The organism is Citrobacter sp. LST-B2 (assembly GCF_057983045.1).
Genome location: NZ_CP192598.1, coordinates 3,516,713 through 3,530,310, shown reverse-complemented (window position 1 = coordinate 3,530,310; position 13,598 = coordinate 3,516,713). Strand labels below are relative to the sequence as shown.

Annotated in this window: 14 protein-coding genes; 8 read left to right on the top strand and 6 right to left on the bottom strand. The window is 54.7% G+C overall.

Annotation, left to right across the window (positions count from 1 at the left end):
* Position 1: 1 nt before the first annotated feature.
* The gene (celB, locus tag ACQ0PY_RS17090; RefSeq protein ID WP_042999854.1) at positions 2-1,321 is read right to left on the bottom strand and encodes a PTS cellobiose transporter subunit IIC; all 1,320 of its coding nucleotides are present in this window, start codon (positions 1,319-1,321) and stop codon (positions 2-4) included.
* Between the two features lie 156 nt (positions 1,322-1,477).
* On the opposite strand from celB, the gene ACQ0PY_RS17085 reads away from it, so the two are divergent.
* Positions 1,478-2,320, top strand: coding sequence for a helix-turn-helix domain-containing protein (locus ACQ0PY_RS17085; RefSeq protein WP_109740462.1), 843 nt, complete (start codon positions 1,478-1,480; stop codon positions 2,318-2,320).
* Here ACQ0PY_RS17085 and arsC read toward each other — a convergent pair whose 3' ends face one another.
* On the bottom strand, positions 2,321-2,680 hold the full coding sequence (arsC, locus tag ACQ0PY_RS17080; protein WP_042999856.1) for an arsenate reductase (glutaredoxin): 360 nt from the start codon (positions 2,678-2,680) through the stop codon (positions 2,321-2,323).
* 12 nt (positions 2,681-2,692) lie between these two features.
* A complete protein-coding gene (gene bepA / locus ACQ0PY_RS17075; protein WP_042999857.1) occupies positions 2,693-4,156 on the bottom strand; it encodes a beta-barrel assembly-enhancing protease in 1,464 nt (487 codons plus the stop codon).
* Positions 4,157-4,379: 223 nt separating this feature from the next.
* On the opposite strand from bepA, the gene ACQ0PY_RS17070 reads away from it, so the two are divergent.
* Complete coding sequence (locus ACQ0PY_RS17070; RefSeq protein ID WP_042999858.1) at positions 4,380-5,444, top strand: AI-2E family transporter; 1,065 nt, start codon at positions 4,380-4,382, stop codon at positions 5,442-5,444.
* A 183-nt stretch (positions 5,445-5,627) separates the two neighbouring features.
* On the opposite strand, the gene bcp is transcribed toward ACQ0PY_RS17070, so the two are convergent.
* Together bcp and ACQ0PY_RS17060 are read right to left on the bottom strand one after the other, a co-directional pair.
* The gene (gene bcp, locus ACQ0PY_RS17065; RefSeq protein ID WP_042999859.1) at positions 5,628-6,098 is read right to left on the bottom strand and encodes a thioredoxin-dependent thiol peroxidase; all 471 of its coding nucleotides are present in this window, start codon (positions 6,096-6,098) and stop codon (positions 5,628-5,630) included.
* Positions 6,098-6,670: a glycine cleavage system transcriptional repressor gene (locus ACQ0PY_RS17060; RefSeq protein WP_042999860.1), complete on the bottom strand. Its 573-nt coding sequence runs from the start codon at positions 6,668-6,670 to the stop codon at positions 6,098-6,100. The genes bcp and ACQ0PY_RS17060 overlap by 1 nt, the downstream gene beginning before the upstream one ends.
* A 145-nt stretch (positions 6,671-6,815) precedes the next feature.
* Between ACQ0PY_RS17060 and dapA the strand changes: the two genes are divergently transcribed.
* The 6 genes from dapA (at position 6,816) to ypfH (ending at position 13,357) form a co-directional block, all read left to right on the top strand.
* A complete protein-coding gene (gene dapA / locus ACQ0PY_RS17055; RefSeq protein ID WP_042999861.1) occupies positions 6,816-7,694 on the top strand; it encodes a 4-hydroxy-tetrahydrodipicolinate synthase in 879 nt (292 codons plus the stop codon).
* Between the two features lie 16 nt (positions 7,695-7,710).
* A complete protein-coding gene (bamC, locus tag ACQ0PY_RS17050) occupies positions 7,711-8,745 on the top strand; it encodes an outer membrane protein assembly factor BamC (protein WP_042999862.1) in 1,035 nt (344 codons plus the stop codon).
* 111 nt (positions 8,746-8,856) lie between these two features.
* Entirely contained in the window at positions 8,857-9,570 is a 714-nt protein-coding gene (gene purC, locus ACQ0PY_RS17045; RefSeq protein ID WP_042999863.1) for a phosphoribosylaminoimidazolesuccinocarboxamide synthase, read from the top strand.
* 124 nt (positions 9,571-9,694) lie between these two features.
* Positions 9,695-10,561, top strand: coding sequence for a KPN_02809 family neutral zinc metallopeptidase (gene ypfJ, locus ACQ0PY_RS17040; RefSeq protein ID WP_042999864.1), 867 nt, complete (start codon positions 9,695-9,697; stop codon positions 10,559-10,561).
* 14 nt (positions 10,562-10,575) lie between these two features.
* The gene (locus tag ACQ0PY_RS17035; RefSeq protein WP_090050516.1) at positions 10,576-12,585 is read left to right on the top strand and encodes a tRNA(Met) cytidine acetyltransferase TmcA; all 2,010 of its coding nucleotides are present in this window, start codon (positions 10,576-10,578) and stop codon (positions 12,583-12,585) included.
* A 73-nt stretch (positions 12,586-12,658) separates the two neighbouring features.
* Complete coding sequence (ypfH, locus tag ACQ0PY_RS17030) at positions 12,659-13,357, top strand: esterase (RefSeq protein WP_044256912.1); 699 nt, start codon at positions 12,659-12,661, stop codon at positions 13,355-13,357.
* Positions 13,358-13,397: 40 nt separating this feature from the next.
* Here ypfH and ACQ0PY_RS17025 read toward each other — a convergent pair whose 3' ends face one another.
* The gene (locus tag ACQ0PY_RS17025) at positions 13,398-13,598 is read right to left on the bottom strand and encodes a YpfN family protein (RefSeq protein WP_012906607.1); all 201 of its coding nucleotides are present in this window, start codon (positions 13,596-13,598) and stop codon (positions 13,398-13,400) included.

The window sequence follows — 13,598 nt, the reverse complement described above, 5'->3', positions numbered from 1 at the left end:
TTTACTCCTGTTTAACGGGTGTACTCTCGTTTTGTGCCAGCGTGGTGACTTCCGCCGCGCGGTACTGTTTATCGACAATGCGCATAAATGGCAGATAGAGCATTGCGCCAATCAGTAAATTGATGATCTGCATGACGCTACCGCTGAGATGGCCTGTGACGATAAAACCACTGATAACCGGCGGCAGCGTCCATGGAATAAACACGCCCGTCGTGACGGCAACAGCGCCAATTTTCATTGCGACGTACTGGATGGTGACTAACACCAGAGGCACCAGGTTGAACGGTATTAGCATGATGGGGTTCATGATGACCGGCAGACCGAACAGAATGGGTTCGTTGATATTGAAAATCGATGCGCCAGCTCCCAGTCGGGCCACTTCCCGCATGTTTTTACTGCGGGCAAAAATCAGCATTGCGATAACCAGCGATAAGGTTGCGCCAGCGCCCCCCATCCAGATCATGTCAAAAAACTGCTCGGTGATAATATGCGGTGGCGTAACGCCCGCCTGAATGGCGGCGATGTTATCCGTCTGGTTCTCCATCCATAGTGGCCGGATAATGCCGTTGATCATTGAGCCAGAGTTAATCCCTACCGACCATAAAATCGTGATGCTGAAAACCGTCATCAGCGCGCCAAAATAGGAGGTGCCATAGTGACGAACCGGCGTCGCAACCACTTCATAGATAAAGCGGTGAATTGTCTGGTAGTGGGTATTTTCAAACAGGATGCGAATAATCAGCACCAGGATCATTACCAACAGGGCGGGGATCAGCGCGGCAAATGATTCCTGCACGGCAGGCGGAACCCCTTCGGGCATCTTGATAACCAGTTTTTTGCGTTTCAGCCAGCAGAACAATTCCGTCCACAGCAACGAGCCAATCATTGCCACAAATAGCCCTTTAGTGCCGATCCATTCTACTGGTATCACGGTGATGCCGCCGTTATCCGCAACTTTGATAAACGGGGTGAGGATCAGGAAGCAGACCAGCGCCAGGATGCCGCAGGAGATACGGTCTTCACCGTAATGTTCCGCCAGACGGTAGGCAACCAGGAAACTGATGAACAGTGACATCGTTGAGAACACCGCGTTAAACGGGATCTCGATAATACTGCTCCAGCTTTCACCAAACGCGCCAGACATAAATTGCTGATAGGTCTGGTTCGGAAAGGAGGAAATAACCAGCAGAATGGAGCCGACGATAATGAACGGCATAAAGGAAACATAAGCGCCGCGGATCGCGCCCAGGTGACGCTGCTGCGCCGTTTTGGCCGCAAGCGGCATCAGTTTTGCTTCAAGAAATCCCAGAACATTGTTCATTGTGAACTCCGTACAAGATCGGATGAGAGTATTTATGGTATGCCAGAGGATTATCAGGGAAGCTCCGCAGTCGAAAGGTGAATCTGGTCACAATGTGTTCGCCTTATAAATATAAATCTCATATCATTAGTTATCTCTTTGGAAAAGGATTTGGCGATGGAAATAAAACTGCATGCCAATGCCACCACGACACCGCGCATCCGTCGTTATCTGCAGCAGTCGGATAAAAGCGACAGAGCGCTGGCCGCTGAGCTGGGGATTTCCGTCACCACGGTCAGGCGCTGGCGACAACGTGAGCAGACTGCCGATCGGCAAACTACGCCGAAAGTGATACACAAAGCGATGAGACAAGAGCAGATTGCGCTGATTAACGGACTGCGGGATGCGACCGGCGCGCCGTTAGATGAGCTTTTGTTACTGGTCAATGAAGGGCTGGGCATTCACGTTTCCCGTGCGACGCTAAATCGTTATCTTAAACCTGCAAGGTTGATGCGTCAGGGGACACCTTTGCAGGGGAAAAAGGCACTGAAGGCCGGGCATTTCCCTCATGTGCTTGAGGTGCATCACCTCCCGCTTTCACTGCATATGGAGGATAGCGGGGAGCATCATGTGCTCTGGGCTCGTGAACCGGTGAGCGGCTGGTGCTACGCGCGACTGTATGCCGGGATTTCGCCGCATCTGGTAATGAAATGGCTGGATGCGCTGCTGACAGCCTGTCCGGCTGATATACAATCTATTGAGACATTCTTTTCTGACACCTATCTTGATGGGCTGGAACAGGGGCTGATAGCTCGAGGGATGACGCACAACATAAACCATAACGTGCAGAATGCGATTCAGGTTAACCTTCCGCTGGCGGCGATTGTGCCGCGGGTAAAGGACGTATCCGCCAGTCAACTGCTGGCAGAGATTTGCGAAAGTTATAATACCGGCAAGGCGCAGAAAAAACTGGGGGAGATGACGCCGCAGGCTTTTCTCGAAGCACTACGGCGGGAGTGATTAGCCGATGATTTCCAGCACGTGTTCCGGTGGACGGCCAATACGCGCCTGGCCGTTCGCCACCACAATTGGACGTTCCATCAGTTTCGGGTGTTCCACCATCGCCTGAATCAATTCATCTTCACTCAGACTGCTGTCAGCCAGGTTGAGCGACGCGTAGAGATCTTCTTTTCGGCGCATCAGTTCCCGGGCGCTTTCCATGCCCAGCATCTTCAACAACTGACGCAGCGTTGCGGCATCGGCAGGCGTTTCCAGGTAAAGCACCACTTCTGGCTCCACACCGTGCGATTGCAGCAGGTTCAGCGTTTCGCGGCTCTTGGAGCAGCGCGGGTTATGGTAGATTTTTACGGCCTTTGACATGGAGAATCCTTTTTACATTTTCGTGTACGGCTTAAAGCGTTCCTGCAACTGGCGCAGTTGGTCGATGCGCGCATCGTAACGCGCCTGTTGTTGGCTGCCCAGCTTCACTTGCGAACTGGCGCTGCTCAGTAACGAGATGGCCTGATCGAGACGGCCCGCCAACGCATACCCTTCCGCACGCGCGGCCAGTTCCTGATCGCGGTTATACAACGCGGCTTCCGCCTGCGCCAACAGATCCCAGCCGTTGGCGTCGTCCTTGTTGTTAAAGGTATAACGGTTAAGGATGGTTGCCGCTTCTTGTGGCTGACCGCCCTGTAGCAGGGCGTTCGCAAGGTTAAGTTGCAAAACCGGGTTGATTCGCAAATCACGCGCTTTTTTCAGTCGGGCAATCGCGTCACTGGTTTTCTTTTGCCCGAGGTCGATGTCGGTGGCCAGATCCAGATACCAGGCGTTATTGGGCTCTGCGGACAGCAGCGGTTGCAGCGCTTTGCGAGCCTCGTCGTATTTATTGGCTTCCATCGCCTGTAACGCACGACCGTACTGCGCCGCGCGCTGCTGTCGGACGTTACCTTTTGCCCACTCGTCGAGCATGTCGCTGGTCAGTTGGTTTCGCCCGGAGTTATACATCCCCAGAGTTCGCACTTTCGCCAGATAGAAATCTTCAGAGGATTGCACCACCACCGGACGCATCTGGTTTGCGCGATTGCGGGTATCTGAAAGACGACTTTCCGGCAGGGGGTGGGTCAGCAAAATTTCAGGCGGACGCGAGGAGTAACGCGCCTGGTCGAGCAGTTTTTCCAGGAAGGTCGGCATCGCCTGCGGATCGAATCCAGAACGTTGTAAAACCTGAATGCCGATACGGTCTGCTTCCTGTTCATTCTGCTGCGTGAAGCTAATCATTCCTTGACGCGATCCCGCCAGCGTGCCGGTGAGCGCGGCCATCCCGGCCTGAGGGCTCGCCATCGCCAATAGAATGGAGCCTAACGCGCCAACCCAGGTCAGCGGCGCGCTGCGTTTCTGATCTTCCATGGCGCGCGCAAGGTGGCGCTGGGTGACGTGCGAGATTTCGTGCGCCATAACTGAGGCGAGCTGACTTTCGTTATCGGAATAGCGAAACAGGGCAGAGTGCAGCACGACGTTACCGCCAAAAAAAGCAAAGGCGTTGATTTCGTCATTGTTAATCAAAAAGAAATGGAAGGGCGTCTTGACCGAATCGGCGTGTGAAACCAGACGCATACCCAACCCATTAATGTACTGAACCAGCAGCGGATCGTTAATCAGCGGCGCGCTGCCACGCAGCTGGCGTACATAATAATCGCCCATCTGCATTTCCTGGCCGATGGAAAGCGTACTTGCCGCCGAGGTTCCCATGTCTGGCAAGCTGTCCGCGGAGTTTGCGAACGCGGGAGCCACCTGACTCAGGGTCAGCGCGGCAATGAGGGTAGCAACCAGGTTCTTCTTAAACTGCCTGAACATAACCTCTGTCCTGTTTTCTTTGAGATAGTCATTTGACCGATGCCGGGTCGTATCGTTCCGTGTCTGCCGACACAGGCAGTGTAACGGCGAAATTTGTCGATGAATACCCTGCACAAATGACTTTTCAGTTTCCAGAATCAGCAATAAAAAGCGAAGTCTTTTTTGTGACATTTCGATACAATTCGGGATCGCAATCCCGCTATTGAGGTTCAGGGAAGGTTTTATGCTCGAAATGTTGATGCAATGGTATCGCCGTCGCTTTAGCGACCCCGAGGCGATTGCCTTGCTGGTTATTCTGGTTGCCGGGTTTGGCATTCTTTTCTTTTTTAGCGGATTACTGGCACCGCTGCTGGTTGCCATTGTGCTGGCGTACCTGCTGGAATGGCCAACGGTGCGCCTCGAAGCCATCGGCTGCTCGCGCCGCTGGGCGACCTCTCTCGTGCTGATCGTATTTGTCGGCATTTTGCTGTTGATGGCCTTTGTGGTGATGCCGGTGGCATGGCAACAGGGGATCTTACTGATTCGCGACATGCCAGGCATGTTGAACAAACTGTCGGATTTTGCCGCCACGCTGCCGCGTCGTTATCCAGCCTTAATGGATGCGGGCATCATCGATGCGATGGCGGAAAATATGCGCACCCGCATGCTGACGATGGGCGATTCGGTAGTGAAATATTCGCTGGCCTCTTTGGTCGGACTGCTGACTCTGGCGGTCTATCTGGTGCTGGTGCCGCTGATGGTGTTCTTCCTCGTCAAAGATAAAGAGCAAATGCTGAACGCCGTGCGTCGTGTGCTGCCGCGTAATCGCGGGCTGGCGGGGCAGGTCTGGAAGGAGATGAACCAGCAAATCACTAACTACATCCGCGGCAAGGTGCTGGAGATGGTGGTGGTGGGCGTGGCGACCTGGCTGGGCTTCCTGATGTTTGGCCTCAACTACTCACTGCTACTGGCCGTGCTGGTGGGGTTCTCGGTACTCATTCCCTATATTGGCGCTTTTGTAGTCACTATTCCTGTGGTAGGCGTTGCGCTGTTCCAGTTCGGTCTGGGGACCGAGTTCTGGAGTTGTTTCGCCGTCTATTTGATTATCCAGGCGCTGGACGGCAACCTGCTGGTGCCGGTGCTGTTTTCTGAAGCAGTCAATTTGCATCCGCTGGTGATTATCCTGTCAGTGGTGATCTTTGGCGGCCTGTGGGGATTCTGGGGCGTGTTCTTCGCCATTCCGCTGGCGACGTTAATCAAGGCCGTTGTCCATGCCTGGCCGGATGCGCAGGTCGTTGACGAGTCCTGATGCGTTTATGTAACAGGGAAGTGGTGAACTGTGTGTTAGTCGATGCGCTCTGAGCGAAAGGCAAAAAGGTAGCGCGAGATAAAAAGGCGAGTGTAAAAAAGGACGCTTAAACAGACAGCCGATTACCCGGCCTACACACGGTAGGCCGGACAGGGCGTCAGCCGTCATCCGGCAGCGTGAAAGTCAGGCGTTTTCTTTCAACCAGTTCAGCACCACATCGTGGTGATTACTGGTTTTGAAATCATCGAAAACGTGTTCAATCTTACCGTCAGCGTCAATCAAGAAGCTGATGCGATGGATCCCATCATAGGTTTTCCCCATAAAGGATTTCTCGCCCCAGACGCCAAACTGCTCGCAGACCTGATGATCCTCGTCGGACAGCAGGGTAAAGTTAAGCAGCTCTTTTTCGGCAAAACGGGAAAGCTTTTCAGGCTTGTCAGTGCTGATGCCCAGCACGTCTACACCTGCTTTTTTCAGCTCATCCATGTTATCTCGCAGGCCACAGGCCTGAACGGTACAGCCTGGCGTCATGGCTTTCGGATAGAAATAGACCAGCACACGCTGTCCCTGGAAGTCGGTCAAATTTACTTGTTCTCCGTCTTGATCCGGCAAGCTAAATTTCGGTGCGATGTCACCGGCTTTCAGTGGATTCATTACTTAACTCCATCCTGTTCATCATGTTGTGAATAATTAACAACGTTAATACTGCCTTGTGCATTGAGTTCTGTACATAGTGCTTTAAAGGCCTGTTCAATATTTGCGGCATCATCCGATGCCGGACTGTGGGCGGTAATCTGGATGTATAACTGCGCCGCCTTATCATTTTCAGCAGGTTGCGTGCGCGAAACCAGTTCCGCAATGTTCATTCGATGGTTATCAAACAGGGCTGTAAATCGTTCAATTAAATGTGGCGAATCCGGTACATCAACCTGAACCCATACCGTTGCCGGCATTGGCGGACGGGGATGCGCCGTCGTACGCTTCATCACAATCAGTAAATCCAGCTCTGCACCTTTCAACGGCAGGGTCGATTCGATCAGGGTGATGGCATTCCAGGTACCCGACAGCAGCATGATAAACGTAAACTCATCGCCCAACATGGCCAGGCGACTGTCTTCGATATTACAGCCGCAACTGCTGACATGGCGGGTGATCGTGTTCACAATTCCAGGGCGATCGGCACCCAGCGCAGTAATAACCAGATAATGTTGCGATGAAGGTGTCAAACCTGTTCTTCCTTTGAGAGGTGGGGTAATCATAAGGAAAGCATAAAAAAAACCTGCATACAACAATCAGAAGGGCTCTCGTCGCTTGCTTTTATTGTCGTACCAAACGTAACATTGAGACACTTGTTTGCACAGAGGATGGCCCATGTTCACGGGAAGTATTGTCGCGCTTGTTACACCGATGGATGAAAAAGGTAATGTCTGCCGGTCAAGCCTGAAAAAACTGATTGATTATCATGTCGCCAGTGGCACCTCGGCGATCGTTTCTGTTGGCACTACCGGTGAGTCCGCTACGCTGAGTCATGATGAACATGGCGATGTGGTGATGATGACGCTGGAGCTGGCTGATGGGCGTATCCCGGTGATTGCCGGTACGGGCGCGAACGCGACCGCAGAAGCCATTAGTCTGACGCAGCGTTTCAATGACAGCGGAATTGTCGGCTGCCTGACGGTAACGCCTTACTACAACCGTCCGACTCAGGAAGGTTTGTTCCAGCATTTCAAAGCCATCGCGGAACATACTGACCTGCCCCAAATTCTGTATAATGTGCCATCCCGTACCGGTTGCGATATGCTGCCGGAAACCGTTGGTCGTCTGGCGGAATTAAAAAATATTGTCGCAATTAAAGAGGCGACAGGGAACTTAAGTCGGGTTCACCAGATCAAAGAGCTGGTTTCCGATGATTTTCTGCTGCTCAGCGGCGATGACGCGACCGCGATGGACTTTATGCAGTTAGGCGGTCATGGCGTGATCTCCGTGACGTCTAACGTTGCGGCGCGTGATATGGCGGAAATGTGCAAACTGGCGGCGGAAGGGCGTTTTGCCGAGGCGCGTACCATTAATCAGCGTCTGATGCCGTTACATAACAAACTGTTTGTCGAACCCAACCCAATCCCAGTGAAATGGGCATGTAAGGCGTTGGGCCTTGTGGCGACTGATACGCTGCGCTTGCCGATGACACCCATCACAGACAATGGTCGTGAAATTGTCAAAGCGGCGCTCAAGCATGCCGGTTTGCTGTAAAGTTTAGGGAGATTTGATGGCTTACTCAGTACAAAAGTCGCGCCTGGCCAGGGTTGCGGGTGTTTCGCTTGTTTTGCTGCTCGCGGCCTGTAGTTCTGACTCGCGCTACAAGCGCCAGGTGAGTGGTGATGAATCCTATCTGGAAGCCGCACCGCTTGCTGAACTTCATGCGCCTGCCGGTATGATTCTGCCGGTGACCACGAGCGACTACAACATTCCGGTCACCAACGGCAGCGGTGCTGTTGGGAAAGCGTTGGATATCCGTCCGCCGGCACAGCCGCTGGCGCTGGTTTCCGGTGCCCGGACCCAGTTTGCGGGTGATACCGCCACGCTGCTGGTGGAAAACGGGCGTGGAAATACGCTGTGGCCGCAGGTGGTCAGCGTGATTCAGTCTAAAAACTACACGATTGAAAAACGTGATGATGCCAGCCAGACGCTGACAACCGGTTGGGTTGACTGGAACCGTCTGGACGAAGACGAGCAGTACCGTGGCCGTTATCAAATCTCGGTTAAACCGCAGGGCTATCAGCAGGCGGTGATGGTGAAACTGGTCAACCTTGAGCAGGCCGGTAAGCCTGTGGCGGATGCCGCTTCACTGCAGCGTTATAGCACTGAGATGATGAACGTGATTTCTGCGGGCCTTGATAAGACCGCGACTGACGCCGCGAATGCTGCACAGAACCGTTCTGCCGCCACGATGGATGTGCAGAGCGCCGCGGATGACACCGGTTTACCGATGCTGGTGGTGCGTGGCCCATTCAACGTCGTCTGGCAGCGCCTCCCGGCAGCACTGGAGAAAGTCGGCATGAAAGTGACCGACAGTACCCGTTCGCAGGGGAGTATGGCTGTTACCTACAAACCGCTGTCCGATAGCGGCTGGCAGGAGCTGGGCGCTCGCGACCCAGGGCTCTCTTCCGGTGACTACAAACTGCAGGTCGGTGATTTAGACAACCGCAGCAGCTTGCAGTTTATCGATCCGAAGGGGCATACCTTGACGCAGAGCCAGAACGACGCGCTGGTTGCTATCTTCCAGGCAGCGTTTAGCAAGTAAAAAACAGGGCTGGAGAAATCCGGCCCTTTTTATTTCCGTGCTACGCAAACGTGTGCGTGGCATAATATTCCCCGTTTTGAATACAAATGATCACACCCAGGAGTAATGAAGATGCAAAAGCAAGCTGAGTTGTATCGTGGTAAAGCGAAGACCGTATACAGCACGGAAAACCCGGACCTGTTGGTGCTCGAATTCCGCAATGATACGTCAGCAGGGGATGGCGCGCGCATTGAGCAGTTTGATCGTAAAGGTATGGTGAATAACAAGTTCAACTATTTCATCATGACCAAACTGGCCGAAGCGGGTATCCCGACGCAGATGGAGCGACTGCTCTCTGATACCGAATGTCTGGTGAAAAAGCTGGATATGGTGCCGGTCGAGTGCGTGGTGCGTAACCGTGCGGCAGGCTCTCTGGTTAAACGTCTGGGTATTGAAGAGGGCATCGAACTGAATCCGCCGTTATTCGACCTGTTCCTGAAAAACGATGCAATGCATGACCCAATGGTCAATGATTCCTACTGCGAAACCTTTGGTTGGGTGAGCAAAGAGAATCTGGCACGAATGAAAGAGCTGACCTATAAAGCGAACGATGTGCTGAAAAAAATGTTCGATGACGCAGGACTGATCCTCGTCGACTTCAAACTGGAGTTCGGTCTGTACAAAGGCGAAGTGGTGCTCGGCGATGAATTCTCTCCGGACGGTAGCCGTCTGTGGGACAAAGAGACCCTCGAGAAAATGGACAAAGATCGTTTCCGTCAGAGCCTGGGTGGTCTGATTGAAGCCTATGAAACCGTGGCGCGTCGTCTGGGTGTGAATCTCGACTAACTTACCTTTCGGGTCGGGGATGCTCTCCGACCCGCTCTTCGCACTTCAATCTTGTTTTCCTGTGGTAATCTTCCGCTGAACCGCCTACGATCATCATCATAACGAATAGAATGTTGAGGTAAGTATGCGCTGGCAAGGGCGTCGTGAAAGTGACAATGTGGAAGACAGGCGCAGCAGCTCAGGCGGTGGTCCCTCTCTGGGCGGGCCAGGATTTCGTCTGCCGAGCGGCAAAGGCGGGATTATTCTGCTCATCGTCGTGCTGGTTGCCGGGTATTACGGCGTCGATTTAACCGGACTGATGACGGGACAACCGGTCTCTCAGCAGCAGTCTCAGCGTTCCATCAGCCCGAATGAAGATGAAGCGGCAAAATTTACCTCGGTGATTCTGGCAACGACAGAAGACTCCTGGGGACAGCAGTTTGAAAAAATGGGGCGTACCTATCAACCGCCAAAGCTCGTGATGTACCGTGGTGCAACGCGAACTGGCTGCGGTACCGGACAATCCATCATGGGGCCGTTTTATTGCCCGGCGGATAGCACGGTCTATATCGATCTCTCCTTCTACGATGACATGAAAGACAAACTGGGCGCGGACGGTGATTTCGCTCAGGGGTATGTGATTGCTCACGAAGTCGGTCATCACGTCCAGAAACTGCTTGGCATCGAGCCGAAAGTGCGTCAGATGCAGCAGAACGCCTCGCAGGCGGAAATCAACCAACTCTCTGTCCGTATGGAACTACAGGCGGACTGCTTTGCCGGTGTCTGGGGCAACAGCATGCAGCAGCAGGGCGTACTGGAGTCCGGCGATCTGGAAGAAGCATTGAATGCCGCCGAAGCGATTGGCGACGATCGTCTCCAGCAGCAAAGTCAGGGGCGCGTCGTTCCGGACAGCTTCACCCACGGGACGTCAGAGCAGCGCTATCGCTGGTTTAAGCGCGGTTTCGATAGTGGCAATCCGGCGCAATGTAATACCTTTGGTAAAGGTTTTTAACTTCTGAGGCAGGGATGTCTGGTTACACCGCGCTGAATGCGTTAACCGCGCAAATGACCCGGGAGGGGATTCGCCGCCTGCTGGTGCTGAGCGGCGAGGCGTCCTGGTGTCATGAACAAGTACAGCACCTGCGCGACACGTTGCCCGGCGACTGGCTATGGGTTTCCCCTGATGCCGCCGCCGAACCCAGTTGCACGCCGCTGGCGCTGCAAACGTTACTGGGACGTGAATTCCACCATGCCGTTTTCGATGCTCTGGCCGGGTTTGATGCGGCGGCTTTTGCTGCCTTAAGCGGAACGCTGCGCGCGGGCAGTTGGCTGGTGTTACTCACGCCGCCACTGGCGCGCTGGCATCTCTGTCCTGATAATGATTCGCTGCGCTGGAGCGACTGCGCGCAACCTATTGCGACTCCCCATTTTATCCACCGCATTCGTCGCCTCATCGCGGCGGATGAACAGACGCTGTGCTGGCAACAGTCGCAGCCGTTTTGCGTACCGTATTTTTCAGAACGTCCTCACTGGCAGTCCGCAACCGGTGCGCCGCTGCCGGAACAGGCCGCTATTCTGACGCAACTGCTCCGGATGCCCGAAGGGATCGCCACGGTGACCGCCGCGCGTGGACGTGGGAAATCGGCGCTGGCCGGTCAGTTGATTTCACGTATTACGGGCAACGCCCTTGTGACGGCACCGGCGAAAGCGGCAACGGATGTGCTGGCGCAATTTGCCGGTGACCGTTTCCGCTTTATGGCGCCAGATGCGCTGCTGAGTGCGGAGGTTGATGCCGACTGGCTGGTGGTGGATGAGGCGGCGGCGATCCCTGCGCCGCTCCTTCAGCGTCTGGTTTCCCGTTTTCCGCGCGCCCTACTGACAACGACCGTACAGGGCTACGAAGGCACCGGACGCGGCTTTTTGTTAAAATTTTGCGCCCGCTTCCCGGAACGACAGCGTTATGAACTTCAGCAACCCGTCCGCTGGGCGCAGGGATGTCCGCTGGAGAAATGGGTTAGCGACGCGCTGGTTTTTGATGATGACGATTTTGCGACTACCCCGCAGGGCTGCATGGTGATTAGGCCTTTCGAACAGGACGCCTGGCAGACGCAACCGGAAATGCCTCTGGCGGTCTATCGGCTGCTTTCCGGGGCGCATTATCGTACCTCTCCGCTGGATCTACGCCGAATGATGGATGCGCCGGGGCAGCATTTTTTCCACGCCACCTGTGACAGGGAAATCGTCGGGGCACTCTGGCTGGTTGAGGAAGGCGGTCTTGCTCCCGAACTCAGCCAGGCGGTCTGGGCGGGATTTCGGCGACCGCGGGGGAATCTCGTCGCGCAGTCGCTGGCGGCACACGGTGGCGATCCGCTGGCGGCTACCCTGACCGGTCGTCGAATCAGTCGCATTGCCGTCCATCCGGGACGTCAGCGTGAGGGGATTGGACAACAGCTGATCGCGCAGGCTCATACGGCACACTGTGACTATCTTTCCGTGAGCTTTGGCTATACGCCGGAGCTGTGGCGCTTCTGGCAGCGCTGTGGTTTTATCCTGGTGCGGGTAGGCAACCACAAGGAGGCCAGTAGCGGCTGCTATACCGCAATGGCGCTCTTACCGCTAAGCGCGGCAGGCAGGCACCTGGCCGAATATGAGCACCACCGTTTGCGTCGCGATGCGGATATTCTTGCGCGGTGGAATGGGGAGGCGATCCCGGTTGAACCGCTGAAAGCGACTACGCTTAATGAAGATGACTGGCAGACGCTGGCAGGGTTTGCTTTCGCGCACCGTCCGTTGTTGACCTCTCTCGGTGGTCTGAACCGCCTGCTGTCGACCAGCGCGTTGCCGCTACCGGCGCTGCGGGGCAGCCTGCAAGCACGCCTCAGCGATGCGGAACTCTGTGTGACATTGCGCCTTTCAGGGCGCAAAGCACTGCTGAAGCGTCAGCGGGAAGAGGCGGCGCAGGCGTTAGCCGGGCTGGATCCCGCACGGACTGAGCATGACCGTAATCGCATTCTGCAATGGCAATTTTTTCACTAACTCCTTCAATTTTCTGGCATGGTCATTGCGATTGAGCAGCGTAGAATTAACGACATCAGTTAAGGAGATCGCCATGAAACATGACCATTTTGTTGTTCAAAGTCCGGCCCAACCTGCTCAACAGCTGTTGCTGCTGTTTCATGGCGTGGGTGATAACCCCGTTGCGATGGGAGAGATTGGTTCGTGGTTTGCCCCTCTCTTCCCGGACGCGCTGGTGGTCAGTATCGGCGGCGTTGAGCCGAGCGGACCGGCATCCGGGCGGCAGTGGTTTTCCGTGCAAGGGGTGACGGAAGAGAACCGTCAGGCACGGATTGACGCTATCATGCCGGTGTTTATCGAAACCGTACGTTACTGGCAAAAACAGAGTGGCGTAGGGGCAAATGCCACGGCGCTGATTGGTTTCTCGCAGGGCGCGATTATGGCGCTGGAGAGCATCAAAGCCGAGCCTGGGCTGGCCTCGCGGGTGATTGCGTTTAACGGACGCTACGCCAGCCTGCCGGAAACGGCATCGACCGCCACCACGATTCATCTGATTCACGGTGGGGAAGATCGGGTCATTGAGCTTTCGCATGCGGTAGCCGCCCAGGATGCGCTGTTAAGCGCAGGTGGGGATGTCACGCTGGATATTGTGGAAGACCTCGGTCACGCGATTGATGACCGTAGCATGCAGTTTGCACTCGACCATTTGCGCTATACCGTGCCGAAGCACTACTTTGACGAAGCGCTCAGCGGCGGTACGCCGAACGATGATGACGTAATTGAGATGATCTAAAAGACAAAGCCGGAATGGGGAAACCCCTTCCGGCTCTGGTTTATTTCTTCGGTTGGTCTTTCTTCGGCCAATCGTCGTCGTCATCCCACTTATCGTTAAAATCACGATGCGGGGGAAGTTCCGGTTTATTCGCGAGGAATTTTTTGTGGTCGACGCGTTTGAGATCCTTGATCACATTCAGCAGCACACCTACCAAAAACACCAGCACCAGAATCCACCAATATTTTGCCAGCCAGTCCAT